Here is a 15,378-nt window from a genome sequence, read left to right as displayed (position 1 = left end):
ACCTAACATTATTTTCATAAAGTAATACATCTTATGATAACTTGTTTTAATATGGTATGCAAAGAAAAGGAGAAGGGGGAAATATAAAAGAAAAAGCAATCAATATCACATTGATTGCTTATAGTAAAGGAGAAATGAGTCGCATAAAGGACTCTAATATTCTTTTTTTGATACTTCTTTTTTGGAACGAGTTCCATTTAATTTCAGTGGAGTGTTTAAAGTCTTCTTCAAAATCGCGTTTAATATCATGAACGGTTTCTGATTCATATAGTACGCTAATAATTTCATAATTCAATTCAAAGCTACGTACATCCATATTTGCTGTTCCGATTGTTGCAATTTTATCGTCAACGAGTACAATCTTTGCGTGCATAAATCCATCTTTATAACTGTAAATAGAAGCACCAGCTTTTAAAAGTGGAGTGAAATAGGATTGAGATGCTTGATCGCTAATAATACTATCACTCTTACCAGGATATAAAATGCGTACATCTATGCCAGATATTGCACTTAAGCGTAATAATGTTAAAGTTTCTTGATCCGGAATAAAGTATGGTGTAGCGATCCAAATAGATTTTTTGGCTGAGCCCATAACAGCTAGTAATGTATTACGAATACTTTTATCATCTGAGCTTGGTCCACTTGCTACAATTTGCACCGCACCTTCTGCATCCGGAATTTCTTTTCCTGGGAAGTAGTGTCTATTCATAAATTGATCCCAAGAATAAGTATTCAATCCACTAGACGCATAAAGCCAATCTTCTAGAAAGATGGCTTGTAATTTATACAATGCTTTTCCTTCTATTTTTAAATGACTATCACGCCAAACAGGGAATTTTTTTGAGCGACCAAGATATTCATCACCGACGTTGAGCCCTCCGGTAAAACCAATTTCTCCATCTACAATGACGATTTTACGGTGATTACGATAATTAACTGTCTCGAGTAACCAAGCTGAAAAAATAGGGTCAAATTCGACAATTTCAATTCCAGCTTTTTTCATAGGTTGTAAAAATCGTCGTCTTAACGTATTACTTCCGAGTCCATCATAAAGGAAGCGTACAATAACACCATCTTTTGCTTTTTGTATTAAAGCATCTCGTACTTTTGTACCAATCTCATCAGATTTATAAATATAGTATTGAATATGTATGTGATGTTTTGCATTCTCGATTGCGTTCAAAATTTCTGAAAAGGTTTGATTACCGTTTGTTAAAAGTTTTGTTGTCGTTCTATCTGCGGCAGGCCCGCCTCCGAATTTTTGTACGACTTCTGTTAAATGTATAGAACGTTCATGTAATGGGACTGTGAGTGATAATTCTAGTCGTCTTCCTTCTAATATTTCGCGGAATAACTTTCTTTGTTCTTCTGAACGATGAAGATGTTTTTTTCTTCTCCAACGGCTACGCCCGAAAATAGAGTATAAAAGTACACCTACAACAGGAAGAAGTGCTAATACTAAAAACCACGCTAAGGTACTTTGGGGTGATCTATTTTCGATAAAAATAACGAATGAAATTCCTACGATTGTGATGGACCATAGAGCACCAACAAACGTATATAACGAAATAACCGATGTATTTAATAGGAAAAGAACGATAGATACGATTGTAAATATTAATAATAATTGAACGATAGGTTTCTTCATTTCTATAAAATTCCTCAAATCTTTCTTAAATATAGACTTCTTATATAAAAGGTGTAATCTGACATTCTTATTATAAAGTGTTTTGTTTTTTTTACAAAATATAGACATTTTCCCCATGCTTTCCGCATTTGTCCTACATACAGTATATTATTACATTTTTATATAGAAAAGGGGATGAATAAAATGTACGATCTTCCATTTGGTGGATTTGTACATTCTCCATTTTTAGGAGGAGGATTCTTTCCTGGAAGGGGCTTTACTTAGTCCTGCGTTTGGTTATGGCGGATATTGCTATCCATACTATACGGATTATTAACAGTATCCTTACTATTCATACAACACATATTAAAGTAGGGAAATTGAAAAGGAGAGGAAGAGAAATGAACTATATGCTAAATCACGGAGGATATTATCGTAATCATCATGGTGGGGGAGGGCATAATCACCATGGAGGGCATAATCAACATGGAGGACACAATCATTATGATCATCATCATCATCACGGTGGTGGATGGGGCTGGGGTGGCGGCTCGTGGGGCGGAGGATTTTTCCCAGGAAGTTTTGCTGGAGGCATGTTAGGTGGGCTTACAGCTGGCGCATTAACGGGTGCGGCAGGTGGAGGCTACTATCCAGCACCGTACCCAGTAACATACCCAGCACCATATCCAATGCCATACCCGGGTTATCAACAAATACCATATCAGTATTAAACTAAAAAAGAGGATATCCTCTTTTTTAGTTTAATAATTTATTTATAAAATATTTCCAAAAACAAGGTGAAAATATGTTAATATTTTGTTATTATAATTCAATATGTTAAATGCAAATTTTGGCTTTATCCCGCTATTTGTGGGCAGTAAAACCCCCACCTCAAAATTCAGCTGGAACAAAGAAGTTAGGTGGAAGCCCTGCTACCCGTAAAAGCCCGATTGGTGATCAGTTGGGATGAACAAAACCCCCACTGATTAAAGTTTCACTTTATATTATTATTCGTGAATCGTTGCATTTTGTATATTAATCTCTATTTCATTATGTATCGGCAGTTAGATTTACATCTTAACATTTAATGAAATAAAAGAGGTTAGGTGTGAGGTCGTATTAGTAGGGAGCAGAGGCTAATAGTGATGAAATTGTCACTTTACAAATTCAAAGAATGTAAGAGAATACTGTATAATAAGCTTAGATAAGTAGAGAGATGAGAAGCTTCTACTATAATTAAAACAGCACCATATTGCTTTTTTTTATAAATAATATTATGTTATTTTAATTGGCCTATTTAGAAAAAAATTGTGATTTATCCCGCATTAACGGGCAGTAAGACTCCCACCTCAAAATTCGGTGAATGTGAGGAAGTTAGGTGGGAGATAAAAGCCCGATTGGTGAAGGCTAATAATCAGTGGGGGATGGACAACCCCCCCACTGATTAAAGTTTCATTTTATGTAAAGGCGTATTGTTAGAAAATGAAATATCTCTATTTCTATGAAGAGAAACGAGTTGTGTTTTAGTCAGATAGGAAGCAAGGAGAGGTGCGCATGCTAGAACAAAGAGGTCATGCATTATATGACTCTTCATTGCAAGATTTAAAATTAGCATTAGATGAGTCTTCAATTGTTGCTATTACAGACCGAAATGGTCTTATTACATATGTGAACGATAAATTTTGTAAAATCTCAAAATATAAAAGAGAAGAGTTAATAGGAAAAGATCACCGTATTTTAAATTCCGGATATCATCCGAAAGCATTTTTTCAAATCCTATGGAAGCGTATTTTGAGTGGAAAAGTCTGGACAGGGGAAATTCGAAATCAAGCAAAAGATGGTACGTATTATTGGGTTAAAACAACAATTGTTCCATTTTTAAATGAAAAGGGAGAACCTTATCAATTTATTGCAATTCGAAATGATATAAGTAGTAGGAAAGAAGCAGAACAAAGATTACGATTAAGCGAAAGTCGTTATAGGGAACTTGCTTATCATGATGCGTTAACAAGTTTACCGAACCGTTTACAGTTAATTACGACTGTAAATAAGATGATTGCAGAGAAAATAGAGTTTGGCATGATTTACTTTGATTTAGATCGTTTTAAATTAGTGAATGATACGTTAGGTCATATGATAGGAGATTTACTTTTAAGCGAAGTTGCTTCACGGTTGCATTATGTGCTAGGAGAGAAAGATGTTCTGGCTAGGCTTGGTGGCGACGAATTTGTGCTGTTAACAAAAACTCATACACATGATGAGATGAGGCAGTTAGCGACATCCGTGTTATCATGCTTTCAAGCGCCATTTATGCTTGAAGGTCATGAAGTATATATTTCAGCTAGTCTAGGACTTTGTTCCTATCCGCAAGATGGAAAAGACGTTGAAACGTTATTAAAAAATTCGGATTTAGCCATGTATAGTGCGAAAGAGCAAGGAAGAAATGCGGCGTGCTTCTTTACAGATGAATTACGTGCGAAAATAAACCGTAGAATGAAAATAGAATTTGCTTTGCAAAAAGCGATTCGTGACGAAGAATTAAAAGTGGCATTACAACCCATTATTGATTTGAAAACAAAGAAATGTACTGGTATTGAGGCTTTAGTACGCTGTAAGACAGAAGAAGGTCCTATTTCACCAAGTGAATTTATCCCTGTAGCTGAAGAGTGTGGACTTATTATAAAACTAGGAGACTGGGTACTAGAAAAGTCATGTCGACTGTTTAAAACTTTACCAGATTATCAAGAGGGACTGAAGTTATCTGTTAATTTATCAATACAACAATTGATGCAAAAGCGATTTATTTTATCTGTTCGTAGTATATTGAAGCGAACAGGGTTTCCGCCAAATCGTTTAATATTAGAAATAACAGAAAGTATAGCTGTACGTCATTTTGATTATATTATTGCTACATTACAAGAATTAAGAAGTATGGGAATTTTAATCGCTTTAGACGATTTCGGAACAGGGTATTCCTCATTATATTATTTAAAACAACTACCACTTGATATTGTGAAAATTGATCGTAATTTTATTCGTGAGTTTCATTATGATCATGCACAACCAGAGCGAACGATTGTAAAATCGGTTATTGAAATCGCCCATAGTTTAAATTTATTAGTGGTTGCTGAAGGGGTAGAAACGGTAGAACAAGAAAGTTTATTAAAATCAATGAGTTGCGACTTTGTACAAGGTTTTTATTATGCGAAACCGTTAGATATAGGGGAACTAAAAGAAAAGTTATTAACTGATTTTTAATAAAAAAAGAGAAGCGAAAAGCTTCTCTTTTTTATTGTTTTTTTTGTGAATCTTTCATTAAAACTGGATAAAGAATAAGACCTAATACAAACAAACCAATGCCTAAGAAGAATGTTTTTAAATCAGCAGTTCCCGTTTTAATAACCCATATGGAATATAAAAATGCTAATGCAGTAATGATTCCATCTTTTATTCGAGATCCCGGCATTATATCATACGTTTCCCCCGTAATAACTAATTTTAACTGATACAAGGTAGAAACAAGGTACGGGATTAAATATGCTAATGTCGCTACAACAATAGCGAAATTATATGCTTCTGAAACAGTACCAGAAATCGTTGAGAATAAGAAAATTTGCGTCATCACATTTGTAATAAATAATGATTTTGAAGGACTACCTTTTTTATTTGTTTTACTGAAAAACTTAGGGAAAAGTCCATTTTTAGCAGCCTGGTAAGGTACTTCTGAGCTAACAACGATCCATCCTACAGTAGAGCCGAATAAAGATACGAGTGCAAGTAAGGCCATTATATAAGCACCTTTGGTACCAATTGCTAAATTTAATGCATCTACTAATGGTTTTTGAGACTCTTTTAAAGCGTCTTGTGGAAGAGCGCCCATTGTTAGTAGAGTAATTGCCATGTAAATAAGAAGAGCGATGATTAATCCGAAAATCGTAGCTTTCTTAACATCGTGCTGAGATTTTGCACGGTTAGAGAGCATAACTGCTGACTCAATACCGATAAACGCCCAAAGTGTTGCAATAGCAGCGGAATTTATTTGTCCACCCAACGAAATAGGTTGTCCAGCTTCATTCATAAATGTTTGACCGTCCCCGAAATTAGAGGCATTGAAAATGAATAATGTGATTACAATAAACATTGTAAATCCGATGATTTTTGCGATTGTTGCAAGAAGGTTCATATTTCCTGCTCTATCAATATTTTGAGAAAGAATATATTGAATTCCCCATAGCATCATACTACATACTATGAAGGTTAAAGCTTTTCCAAGTTCTAATGAAAATCCGTTTGTTGAAAAGAGAATTTGCTTACTTTGTAAAACTGGGAAGAATGTTGATAAATATCCTGCAAAGGAAATAATTACAGATGCTGTAGCAGCCCAGTTAGCAGCCCAGTATCCCCAAGCCATACTATATCCTGCAACTTTACCTGTCTTTTGAGAAGTAAACATTGCTTGAGCGTAACTTTGTGGTCCAGCTTTTAATTCTGGTTTTCGGATTGCTAAATTTCCAAATACGAGTGCAATCATAAATACACCAAGTCCTGTAATACTCCATGCCAGTGTAGATCCCATTGGACCTGATACGTGTGCTAAATTTGCTGGGAGCATAAATACGCCACCGCCAACCATATTCCCGATAACAAAAGCTGTTAAAATCCATAATCCCCATTTTTTCGTTTCCATTTTTGTTAACTCCTTTGTAGTAAGTTTTGCTTAAATATCATTTTTTACTAGCATTTTTGGCAATAAAAAAAGAGCCATGTAGATAAAAAATACCTACATGGCTCTTTGCCAAAGCGTAGGTACAACGGGAATAACCCTTGTACCTACGCGTAATTTTTCCGCTAGGTTTCAAGGGTTAAGTATGATGATGATGTTTTTGTGCAAATGTAACTACAATTGTTGTATAAGTAAGCATAGTTCTTTGCTCCCTTTCTCCTCTGATTTTGAAGTTAGTATACTACATGTTTTTTTGAATGAAAAGAAAAATTTATAAAAATACGTTTTAGAGACTAAATATTTACCTATAGTTTTCTTGTACTGGAAAATAAGTGAGAGATTGGCAGAAGAGTATAGCGTGGTATAATATATATAGAACTAGAAGGTGACAAGGGGCTATTGTAGATGATGAGTAAGTATGAACAAATTTATACAGAAATCAGCAAGTCTATTGATAATAAACAATTAAAAGAAGGATGTAAAATCCCATCAGAAACGGAATTAATGAAGCAGTATGAGGCAAGTAGGGGTACTGTAAGAAAAGCTGTAGATTTATTGCAAGAGCGTGGATATGTTCAAAAAATACACGGAAAAGGTGTTTTTGTATTAAAGCGCAAAAACATTGAATTTAACTTTGGTGGTATTGTAAGTTTTCAAGAAGAAAATGAACGTTTAGGACGTCATTGTATTACAGAAGTCGTGGAAATAGAGAAAATGAAAGCGACACAAGATGTAGCAAAGTTATTAAACGTGAAAGAAAAAACGGAAATAAATCATATTAAACGTGTACGAAATATTGATGGAGAAAAAGTAATTTTAGATATAAACCATTTTGTATCGGAATATATTCCAGGATTAACGAGAGAAATTGCAACTGCATCGATTTATAAATACATTGAGAAAGAATTAGGGCTACATATTAGCTATTCACAGCGGGTAATTGAAGTGCAACCATGTACAGAGGATGACCGAAAGTATTTGGATTTAAATGGAACAGACTATGTTGTCGTTGTAAAAAACTTTACTCATTTATACGATGGGAGTCAGTTCGAATATACGGAATCACGTCACCGTTTAGATATTTTTCACTTTTCGGATGTGGCGCGAAGAAAATAAAGAGATGGAGCGAAATAATCGTTCCATCTCTTTATTTATCCCGCTATTTGTGGGAGTCAGGCAGCCCGTAAACGCTCGATTGGTGAGGGCTGATAATCAGCAGGGGATGAACAAAACCCCCACTGATTAAAGTTTCACTTTATAAAAAAACCTTCAACTTATATATACGAGTGTTGACTAACTTATATATACGAGTTAATATGTAAGTGTAAACGGTATCAAAAAAAGAAAAGAGGGATGGGAATATGGGGAAAGACTATCGTAAAACAGCAAAAGAAGTGTTGCAGTATATTGGTGGGAAAGACAATATTGAACAAGCTGCGCACTGTGTAACGAGGCTACGTATCGCTTTAAAAGATGAAAATAAAATAGATAATGATAAATTACAGTCTGTTTCATTAGTAAAGGGAGCGTTTCATAACGCTGGGGTATTTCAAATTGTAATTGGTCCAGGTGATGTCGATCGAGTATACGCTGAATTGATAACGCTTGCAGGTATGGAAGAATCGACAGTAGCTGACGTAAAAGGTTCAGGGGATAAAAAATTAAATCCAGTTCAAAAGTTTGTAAAAGTATTTTCAGATGTATTTATGCCGATTTTGCCAGCAATTATTACGGCAGGTTTACTAATGGGGATTAATAACCTGTTAGGGGCAAAGGACTTATTTTTTGATGGGAAAAATTTATTAGAAGTATATCCGAACTTAGGTGGGCTTTGGGATTTAATTAATATGATGGCCAATACAGCATTCGTATTCTTACCGGCACTTGTTGGTTGGTCAGCAACGAAGCGCTTTGGTGGTAGTCCAATACTAGGGATTGTTATGGGATTAATGCTTGTGCATCCGGCCTTATTAAACGCGTGGGATTATGGAAAAGCAGCGACTGGTTTAGAGGGACAAAAGATTGAGTACTTCGATATTTTAGGGCTATTCCAAATTGAAAAGGTAGGATATCAAGGCCAAATTTTACCCATTTTAGTAGCAGCATTCGTATTAAGTAAAGTTGAAATCTTCTTAAAGAAACATGTGCCAAACGCAATTCAATTATTAGTTGTACCAATTACAACAATCGTTGTAACGGGTGTGTTAGCGTTAGGAATTATCGGTCCAGTTACACGTCATATTGGCGATTTATTAACGGCTGGATTAGTTGGCGTATATGAAACGGTACCAGTACTTGGAGCAGTATTATTTGGAGCATTATATGCACCGCTCGTAATTACAGGAATGCATCATATGTTTATTGCAATTGATTTACAGCTAATTGCACAGCACGGCGGTACATTTATTTGGCCGATGATTGCTCTTTCTAACATTGCACAAGGTAGTGCGGCACTAGCGATGTTCTGGATTTCTAAAAATCAAAATGATAAAAGTATGGCATCAACATCAGCAATCTCAGCGTACTTCGGTATTACAGAGCCAGCGATGTTCGGTGTGAATTTAAGAAATAAATTCCCGTTCTATGCAGCGATTATTGGGTCTGCTATAGCAGCGATATTTATTACATTAAATGGTGTATTAGCACCAGCAATCGGAATTGGCGGATTGCCAGCATTTATTTCTATCATTCCGAAATCGATTCCAATGTTTATTGTAGGGATGATAATCGCAGTAGTAATTCCATTTACATTAACATGGTTATTTGCGAAACGAGTAAAACAGAAGTAGGAGGAAATTAAGCATGAAAGATTGGCATAAAAGTGTAGTCTATCAAATTTATCCGAAGAGCTTTAATAGTTACTATAATAAAGAAACCGGTGATATAAAGGGAGTTACAGAGAAATTAGATTATTTAAAGGAACTTGGAGTGGATTATATTTGGTTAACACCGATATACCGATCACCACAAAATGACAATGGATACGATGTAAGTGATTATTACAGCATTGATCCATCTTACGGGACGATGGAAGAGTTTGAAGAGCTTTTAAAAGAAGCGAAAGTACGTGACATTGAAATCATGCTTGATATCGTTGTAAATCATAGTTCAACGGAGCATAAGTGGTTTAAAGAAGCAAAAGAAGATAAGAATAGTCCGTATCGAAATTATTATATTTGGCGTGATGAAAAGAATAATTGGCAGTCTAAATTTGGAGGATCTGCTTGGAAATATGATGAGAAAACAGGGCAATATTTTTTACATCTATTTGATGAGACGCAAGCTGATTTAAACTGGGAAAATGAAAAGCTTCGTGAAGAAGTGTACGATATGATGCGCTTTTGGTTGGAGAAAGGTGTAAAAGGATTCCGCCTTGATGTTATTAACTTAATTTCAAAAGATCAAAGATTTTTAAGTGATGAAGGCACCACGGCTACAAATGATGGGCGTAAATATTACACAGATGGTCCACGCGTCCATGAATATTTACAAGAGATGAGCCAAAATGTTTTTGAAGGGAAAGATGTAATTACAGTTGGAGAAATGTCATCTACGACAATTGATAATTGTATTAAATATTCGAATCCTGAGCGCAATGAACTAAGCATGACGTTTAGTTTCCATCATTTAAAAGTAGATTATCCGAATGGTGATAAGTGGACGAAAGCTGATTTTGATTTCATTAAATTAAAAGAAATTATGTCTAATTGGCAAATTGAAATGCAAAAGGGCGGAGGATGGAATGCGTTATTCTGGTGTAATCATGACCAGCCTCGTATCGTTTCACGGTTTGGTGATGATGAGAAGTACCGGAATGAATCTGCGAAAATGTTAGCGACAGCTATGCATATGTTGCAAGGAACGCCTTACGTTTACCAGGGTGAAGAAATCGGTATGACGAATCCTAAATTCGAGTCCATCGAGCAATATCGTGATGTAGAATCGTTAAATATATATGATATAAAGCTAGAAGAAGGATTATCAAAAAAAGAGATTATCGGGATTTTAAAACAAAAATCTCGTGACAATTCCCGTACTCCGATGCAGTGGAATGAAGAGGTGAATAGTGGTTTTACAACAAGTACACCTTGGATTTCTGTGGCTGAAAACTTTAAAGAAATAAACGTAGAGAAGGCATTAGAAGATAGAGAATCTGTATTTTATCATTATAAAAAGCTAATTGAACTTAGAAAAAAATACGATGTCCTTAGAGAAGGGAAATATGCTATTTTAGATGGAAATCATCCTAGCATTTGGGCGTATACACGTACTGTAAATAATGAAGTATTACTTGTTATCAATAACTTCTACGGAGAAGAAATAACGTATTCTGCACCAGTGAATGTTCAATTGGATGGAATGAAACAAGAAGTATTATTATCAAATTACAAAGATTCAAGTAAAGATATTACCAATCTTAACTTAAGACCGTATGAGTCAATTGTATATCGTTATATGAAATAAAAGGTTGGATGCCGGCTTGGCATCCAACCTTTTTATTTTAAGACGCCACTATATAAAATCTTTACTTCTACTTCCGGTTTAAATTTTACCTTTGCATAATCTTTATTCCAATTCTTTTTCTTCCATAACTCTGGATGATAAGCGATAAGATTTCTACCTATACCGAAAGCGTCACAATTTGCTTTTTGTAGCTTTTTCGTTATTTGTTTTGCTTCTTTTGTGAGTTGTTTAGATAATTTTTCATTTAATTTTTTCCTTTCTTCCATTTTGTAAATATTATCTCTTGGAGCCTCAAGTACTATCACTTTTAGTTGGAGCTTAATGTGAGCATAAACATTCCCTTTTTTATCTGTTGTTATTTTTAAGTCTCGTTTTAACTTTCGATTGCTCACTTCAATTGTGAGATAATCAGATGTATTAGATGAATCACTATTTGTAAGTTTTTGGGTTATACGAGCGCTTTTCCCCATTTTTTCAGTTAGTAATACGAAGAGTACCGATTGTCTCAAAGGTAAAAGTCCAGTTAATTTATCATTGTTAAATAGCGCTATCCCATTGGTTATAACTTCTTTTCCTTTTAGCTTTATAGATGGGAGGGTGAAGTCTTTACCAGGGTCTAACATTTTTGTAGCGGCTGTTTCTAAGGATTCTTTTGGGAACACGCTCATGTCTTCTAAACTCTTTACTTTTTTCTTTAAAAAGTCTCCAATTAATAAATTGCCTACCTTCTTTTTCATAAGTATTTTAGCTGTTTCACCATCTACTGAAATGAGTTTTACTAATGCAGTTGGATTTGTTGGGTCTCTAAATCCAACATCTAAATAGGGAAGTATTCCTTTCTTTTGAATTTTAGTTCCTAATAGTTGTACACCATATTTGAAATAACGAATATTACCGGTTACGTTTTTTTTCAAAGAATCACTCGTATCACGTACGTTATAGCCAGTTGCTGAATGAACTTCATTTTCAAATGAGGATTGTTCACCACTCGAGCTTTTTACGAGCTCAATTGTTTGTTGTAATTTATTATCTTTTGTAATGTCATATCCGAGACTATAAGCTAATCTCGCTTCCCTTAAGGGTTCTTGATCCCAACAACCAGAAAGGAATATGCTAAAGCATAACACTGTACATAGTTTAATTGTTCTTTTGTACATACTGTTCTCCTTTCTTATTTCTTAATAAGGAATAGAGAAGAAATAAAAAAGGAAGGACGACAATGAAAATATAAGTGAATTTATCTGTGAAATTCGCCAGCATTTTTAGTTGTTCTGGTGTGTTTATAAATATTGCAACAAAAAAGGAGATGAGACCAACAATTGGAACAGCTTTCTTATGATTAGCTATATTGAATATATGACCGATTCCTATTGAAGCTGCACAATAATAACTAGCGATAGAAGCTACAACGGTTATCATCCATATTGGAATGAAAATTAAGTCAGTCCGGTCTACAATTCCGATATGAAGAGAGCGCAGCAAATAAGCAACTGGTTCAGGGATAAGTTCCACTTGTTTCGGACTAAATACGATAAAACAAATCCAAACTGTAAAAGCATAAAATAGTGTTACTAATCCGTTAGCGATAGAAATTGCCTTTAGTCTTCCTACCGGATTACCATTTACTTTCGGATAAGCAATGAGAATAATTTCAAAACCATACATTGCTGTAATGGTTTCTTTGGATGCTTGAATAATATTCCCCCATCCAGCTTCTGTAAGTGGAAAAATATATGAAAAATCAGCACGTGTTAATCCAAGAGCAATTAAAAGAGCCATAGGAATAATTAGGATAGAGGCCATGACATAAAAGCGGACAATGACTTTGAATGTGTTATTGGCTAAAAAACAACAAGAGATTGTAAATAAAATGAGAATTGCAGACCAAGGTGTTGCTTGTAAAATCCATACTTTAATGACGTTACAAGCATTTAACATAACAGTCATCCCGATGATGATAAAGTAGACAATATAAGAAAATCCTAATAGTTTCCCCATCTTATTTCCGAACATTGTACAAACAATTTCATATATATTTTTATCGGGAAATCTCTTTAGTAAAAACCACATAAGTAAAATGATAATTTGAATAGCTAGTCCAGCTATAAGTGTAGAAATCCATCCAGCGCCTTTAGCAATTGGATGAAGACGATTAGGAAGAGAGAGTATACCTACACCAATTTGGCACTGAACGACGAAGAAGGTAAATTGGGTAAGTGAAACCTTACTTTGCGTGCTTGTCACCGTTCTCATCCTCTCTCGTTACATGCTGTCTTTGCATTTTTTGGGGCTTTGGATCATGGGGGCGCTCCCAAAATGACCAAATGGGAAGCCTTACAAAAGAATCTTTCATATCCTTTATTCGCAGGGGAGCGATAGGAGAAAGATAAGGTGTATGAAAAGAATGCAACTGACATAAATGAACGAAAGTAATAATTAAACCGAAAGAAATTCCAACATAGCCAAATAGAGCAGCTAAAATCATTAATGGAAACCGAAGAATTCGAACGGCTGAACTCATATCATTTGATGGAACGAGAAAAGACGCAATTGCAGTTAAAGCTACAACGATAATCATCGTATAAGAGACAAGCCCAGCCTTTACAATCGCATCACCAATTACTAAACCTCCTACGATACCGATTGTTTGTCCAACGCGACTCGGCAGACGAATACCAGCTTCTCTTAATAATTCGAAGATTAATTCCATTAATAAAGCTTCAAATATAGGAGGAAGAGGTACTTTTTCTAATGAAGCTTTAATTGTATAAACGAGTTCGAGTGGCAATACATCAGGATGAAAAGCGACGGTTGCGATATATATAGCTGGTAAGAGAAATGCGATTAAAAAGCTAACGAGCCGAATCATTCGTACGAAAGAACCAACAATCCACCGATTATTATAATCATCAGGTGATTGATAAAAAGTAAATAAAGTGACAGGAACGATAAGTGCTGTTGGATCTCCATCTGATAAAATGGCAACGCGCCCTTCCATTAAATTAGCCGCAGTTCTATCGGGACGCTCTGTATTTAATTGTTGCGGAAATGGTGAGAAAGAAGTGTCTTCTATAAATTCTTGTATGTAACCTGGTGGCATTAGTGCATCGGTCTTAATCGTTTCTAATCTTCTTTTTACTTCTGTGACGAGATCATCATTAGCTATATTTTGCATATAAACAATTGCCACTTTCGTGTGCATCTCTTCACCGAGTGTAAAATACTTAACGACTAAATTTGGGCTTTTAATTAGTTTCCGTACGGAAGCTAAATTTGTAGCTAAATCTTCTACAAAACCAGAATGTGGTCCACGTACAACCCCTTCATTATCAGGCTCTGTTATATCTCTTTTTAAAGATAAAGCCGTTTCAAAAATACAAAAGCTTTCGACATGTTCATGGAAATACAATGATTTACCCTGTAATAAAAGTTGCACACCATAATTTAAATTTGTTTCTTTTTTCATATTCAATGTAGAAAAAGCTTTTTCTAAAGACAAATCAGATCGAGTTAATAATGGTTCAAGAGCTAATTGATGAATTAAATTTGGATCTGCTAAAGATTCGATATATAAGATTGTTCCTTTTCCATTTTGGAAAGGGACATCTAATTTTTTTATATCATCTGAATGACAGAGCTTATTTTCAATGTAATTAATATTTTCCGGAAGTGATGGAAACATATGCTTTTTTTTATTTTTTTGTTGATTATTGCTTTGCTCTGTCATAAGGCCCACCCTTTTAGAATTGAATTATCACTGTTAATTTTTGCTTTTTATGAAAAAATTATGCTTATATTCTTTTTAAAAAAGTAGCTTGAAAGTTACGTTACGTCATCTTTTATACTAAAGAAAATAGGATATAGGGGGATGGTGTAGATGACTTTAAAATGTATGTGGGGATGGAAAGAAATTTTATATTTATTTGTTTTTGTATTTCTGATTGTACCAGTAATGGTTGAATCTCTTTTTTATGATTATGCTTTAAAAATAATAGGGAACTCATTATATGCTGGAGTATTAATGGGACTTATAATGGCAGTGATATTTACATTTTTAGTTTATCTTTTTTGCATAAAAAGATATAAACTGTCGTGGAAAGATATTGGAATTCGGAAGCTTTCATGGAAAGATTTATTGTGGACATTTGTAGCGGTTATTTCTTTGATTGTAGTGAGTGTTGGAGTATTAATGATAATGGAGAAACTGGGGATTTCTTTCGAAAATAGTAAAACGGAGACGATCCAAAATGATAAATCAATATATGCGTTCTGTATCGCGGTAATTGGAGCAGCAGTTATATCACCAATCTATGAAGAAATTTTATATAGAGGTGTTTTTTATACGTTTTTTCGTGATAGATATGGCATATTGGGCGGGGTGATTATAAGTTCAATAATATTTACCGTTGTTCATATTCCAACATATAACACATTACCGGTGAATTTTTTAAGCGGTGTAGTATTCGCGTGGTTATATGAAAAAACAAATTCTATTTTATCGGCTATTATTGCACACGCACTATTTAATTTCATAGCAGTACTTCTTACATTTATGTCGAATTAA

11 protein-coding genes are annotated in these 15,378 nt (G+C 34.6%); 6 read left to right on the top strand and 5 right to left on the bottom strand.

Annotated elements, in window-relative coordinates; genetic code table 11:
• Positions 1-118 precede the first annotated feature (118 nt).
• The gene (locus JFU20_RS12040) at positions 119-1,648 is read right to left on the bottom strand and encodes a cardiolipin synthase (protein ID WP_201038647.1); all 1,530 of its coding nucleotides are present in this window, start codon (positions 1,646-1,648) and stop codon (positions 119-121) included.
• A gap of 380 nt (positions 1,649-2,028) precedes the next feature.
• Here JFU20_RS12040 and JFU20_RS12035 point away from each other — a divergent pair, with 380 nt between their 5' ends.
• Both JFU20_RS12035 and JFU20_RS12030 read left to right on the top strand, forming a co-directional pair.
• Complete coding sequence (locus JFU20_RS12035; RefSeq protein WP_002167086.1) at positions 2,029-2,358, top strand: hypothetical protein; 330 nt, start codon at positions 2,029-2,031, stop codon at positions 2,356-2,358.
• An 823-nt stretch (positions 2,359-3,181) separates the two neighbouring features.
• A complete protein-coding gene (locus tag JFU20_RS12030; protein ID WP_002010499.1) occupies positions 3,182-4,885 on the top strand; it encodes a putative bifunctional diguanylate cyclase/phosphodiesterase in 1,704 nt (567 codons plus the stop codon).
• Between the two features lie 31 nt (positions 4,886-4,916).
• Here the strand turns inward: JFU20_RS12030 and JFU20_RS12025 are convergent, their stop codons facing one another.
• Positions 4,917-6,314 carry an amino acid permease gene (locus JFU20_RS12025; RefSeq protein ID WP_002010500.1) on the bottom strand — a complete coding sequence of 466 codons (1,398 nt, stop codon included), beginning with the start codon at positions 6,312-6,314 and terminating at the stop codon, positions 4,917-4,919.
• Positions 6,315-6,755: 441 nt separating this feature from the next.
• Between JFU20_RS12025 and treR the strand changes: the two genes are divergently transcribed.
• The 3 genes from treR (at position 6,756) to treC (ending at position 10,814) form a co-directional block, all read left to right on the top strand.
• Positions 6,756-7,466 (top strand): trehalose operon repressor, encoded by a 711-nt coding sequence (gene treR / locus JFU20_RS12020; protein ID WP_002010502.1) that lies wholly within the window; start codon positions 6,756-6,758, stop codon positions 7,464-7,466.
• A gap of 245 nt (positions 7,467-7,711) precedes the next feature.
• Positions 7,712-9,139, top strand: coding sequence for a PTS system trehalose-specific EIIBC component (gene treP / locus JFU20_RS12015; RefSeq protein WP_002010521.1), 1,428 nt, complete (start codon positions 7,712-7,714; stop codon positions 9,137-9,139).
• Positions 9,140-9,152: 13 nt separating this feature from the next.
• On the top strand, positions 9,153-10,814 hold the full coding sequence (treC, locus tag JFU20_RS12010; protein WP_201038646.1) for an alpha,alpha-phosphotrehalase: 1,662 nt from the start codon (positions 9,153-9,155) through the stop codon (positions 10,812-10,814).
• 32 nt (positions 10,815-10,846) lie between these two features.
• On the opposite strand, the gene JFU20_RS12005 is transcribed toward treC, so the two are convergent.
• Genes JFU20_RS12005 through gerKA form a run of 3 tightly spaced genes read right to left on the bottom strand, consistent with a single transcriptional unit; the run spans position 10,847 to position 14,541 of the window.
• Entirely contained in the window at positions 10,847-11,971 is a 1,125-nt protein-coding gene (locus tag JFU20_RS12005) for a Ger(x)C family spore germination protein (RefSeq protein WP_002167087.1), read from the bottom strand.
• Positions 11,952-13,058 (bottom strand): GerAB/ArcD/ProY family transporter, encoded by a 1,107-nt coding sequence (locus tag JFU20_RS12000; protein WP_002167088.1) that lies wholly within the window; start codon positions 13,056-13,058, stop codon positions 11,952-11,954. Before JFU20_RS12000 ends, JFU20_RS12005 begins: the two co-directional genes overlap by 20 nt.
• Positions 13,039-14,541, bottom strand: coding sequence for a spore germination protein GerKA (gene gerKA / locus JFU20_RS11995; RefSeq protein WP_201038645.1), 1,503 nt, complete (start codon positions 14,539-14,541; stop codon positions 13,039-13,041). Before gerKA ends, JFU20_RS12000 begins: the two co-directional genes overlap by 20 nt.
• A 150-nt stretch (positions 14,542-14,691) precedes the next feature.
• On the opposite strand from gerKA, the gene JFU20_RS11990 reads away from it, so the two are divergent.
• The gene (locus tag JFU20_RS11990) at positions 14,692-15,378 is read left to right on the top strand and encodes a CPBP family intramembrane glutamic endopeptidase (RefSeq protein ID WP_002167089.1); all 687 of its coding nucleotides are present in this window, start codon (positions 14,692-14,694) and stop codon (positions 15,376-15,378) included.

This window comes from Bacillus sp. TH30 (assembly GCF_016650875.1).
GTDB classification, from domain to species: domain Bacteria; phylum Bacillota; class Bacilli; order Bacillales; family Bacillaceae_G; genus Bacillus_A; species Bacillus_A mycoides.
Note: the sequence above shows the minus strand (reverse complement) of the source record. Positions and strands in the feature narration are given on the sequence as shown.

What these genes read in the sequence shown, in the direction of transcription:
- JFU20_RS12040 (WP_201038647.1), bottom strand. Translation starts at nt 1,648, where the DNA reads ATGAAGAAACCTATCGTTCAATTATTATTAATATTTACAATCGTATCT.
- JFU20_RS12035 (WP_002167086.1), top strand. Translation starts at nt 2,029, where the DNA reads ATGAACTATATGCTAAATCACGGAGGATATTATCGTAATCATCATGGT.
- JFU20_RS12030 (WP_002010499.1), top strand. Translation starts at nt 3,182, where the DNA reads ATGCTAGAACAAAGAGGTCATGCATTATATGACTCTTCATTGCAAGAT.
- JFU20_RS12025 (WP_002010500.1), bottom strand. Translation starts at nt 6,314, where the DNA reads ATGGAAACGAAAAAATGGGGATTATGGATTTTAACAGCTTTTGTTATC.
- treR (WP_002010502.1), top strand. Translation starts at nt 6,756, where the DNA reads ATGATGAGTAAGTATGAACAAATTTATACAGAAATCAGCAAGTCTATT.
- treP (WP_002010521.1), top strand. Translation starts at nt 7,712, where the DNA reads ATGGGGAAAGACTATCGTAAAACAGCAAAAGAAGTGTTGCAGTATATT.
- treC (WP_201038646.1), top strand. Translation starts at nt 9,153, where the DNA reads ATGAAAGATTGGCATAAAAGTGTAGTCTATCAAATTTATCCGAAGAGC.
- JFU20_RS12005 (WP_002167087.1), bottom strand. Translation starts at nt 11,971, where the DNA reads ATGTACAAAAGAACAATTAAACTATGTACAGTGTTATGCTTTAGCATA.
- gerKA (WP_201038645.1), bottom strand. Translation starts at nt 14,541, where the DNA reads ATGACAGAGCAAAGCAATAATCAACAAAAAAATAAAAAAAAGCATATG.
- JFU20_RS11990 (WP_002167089.1), top strand. Translation starts at nt 14,692, where the DNA reads ATGACTTTAAAATGTATGTGGGGATGGAAAGAAATTTTATATTTATTT.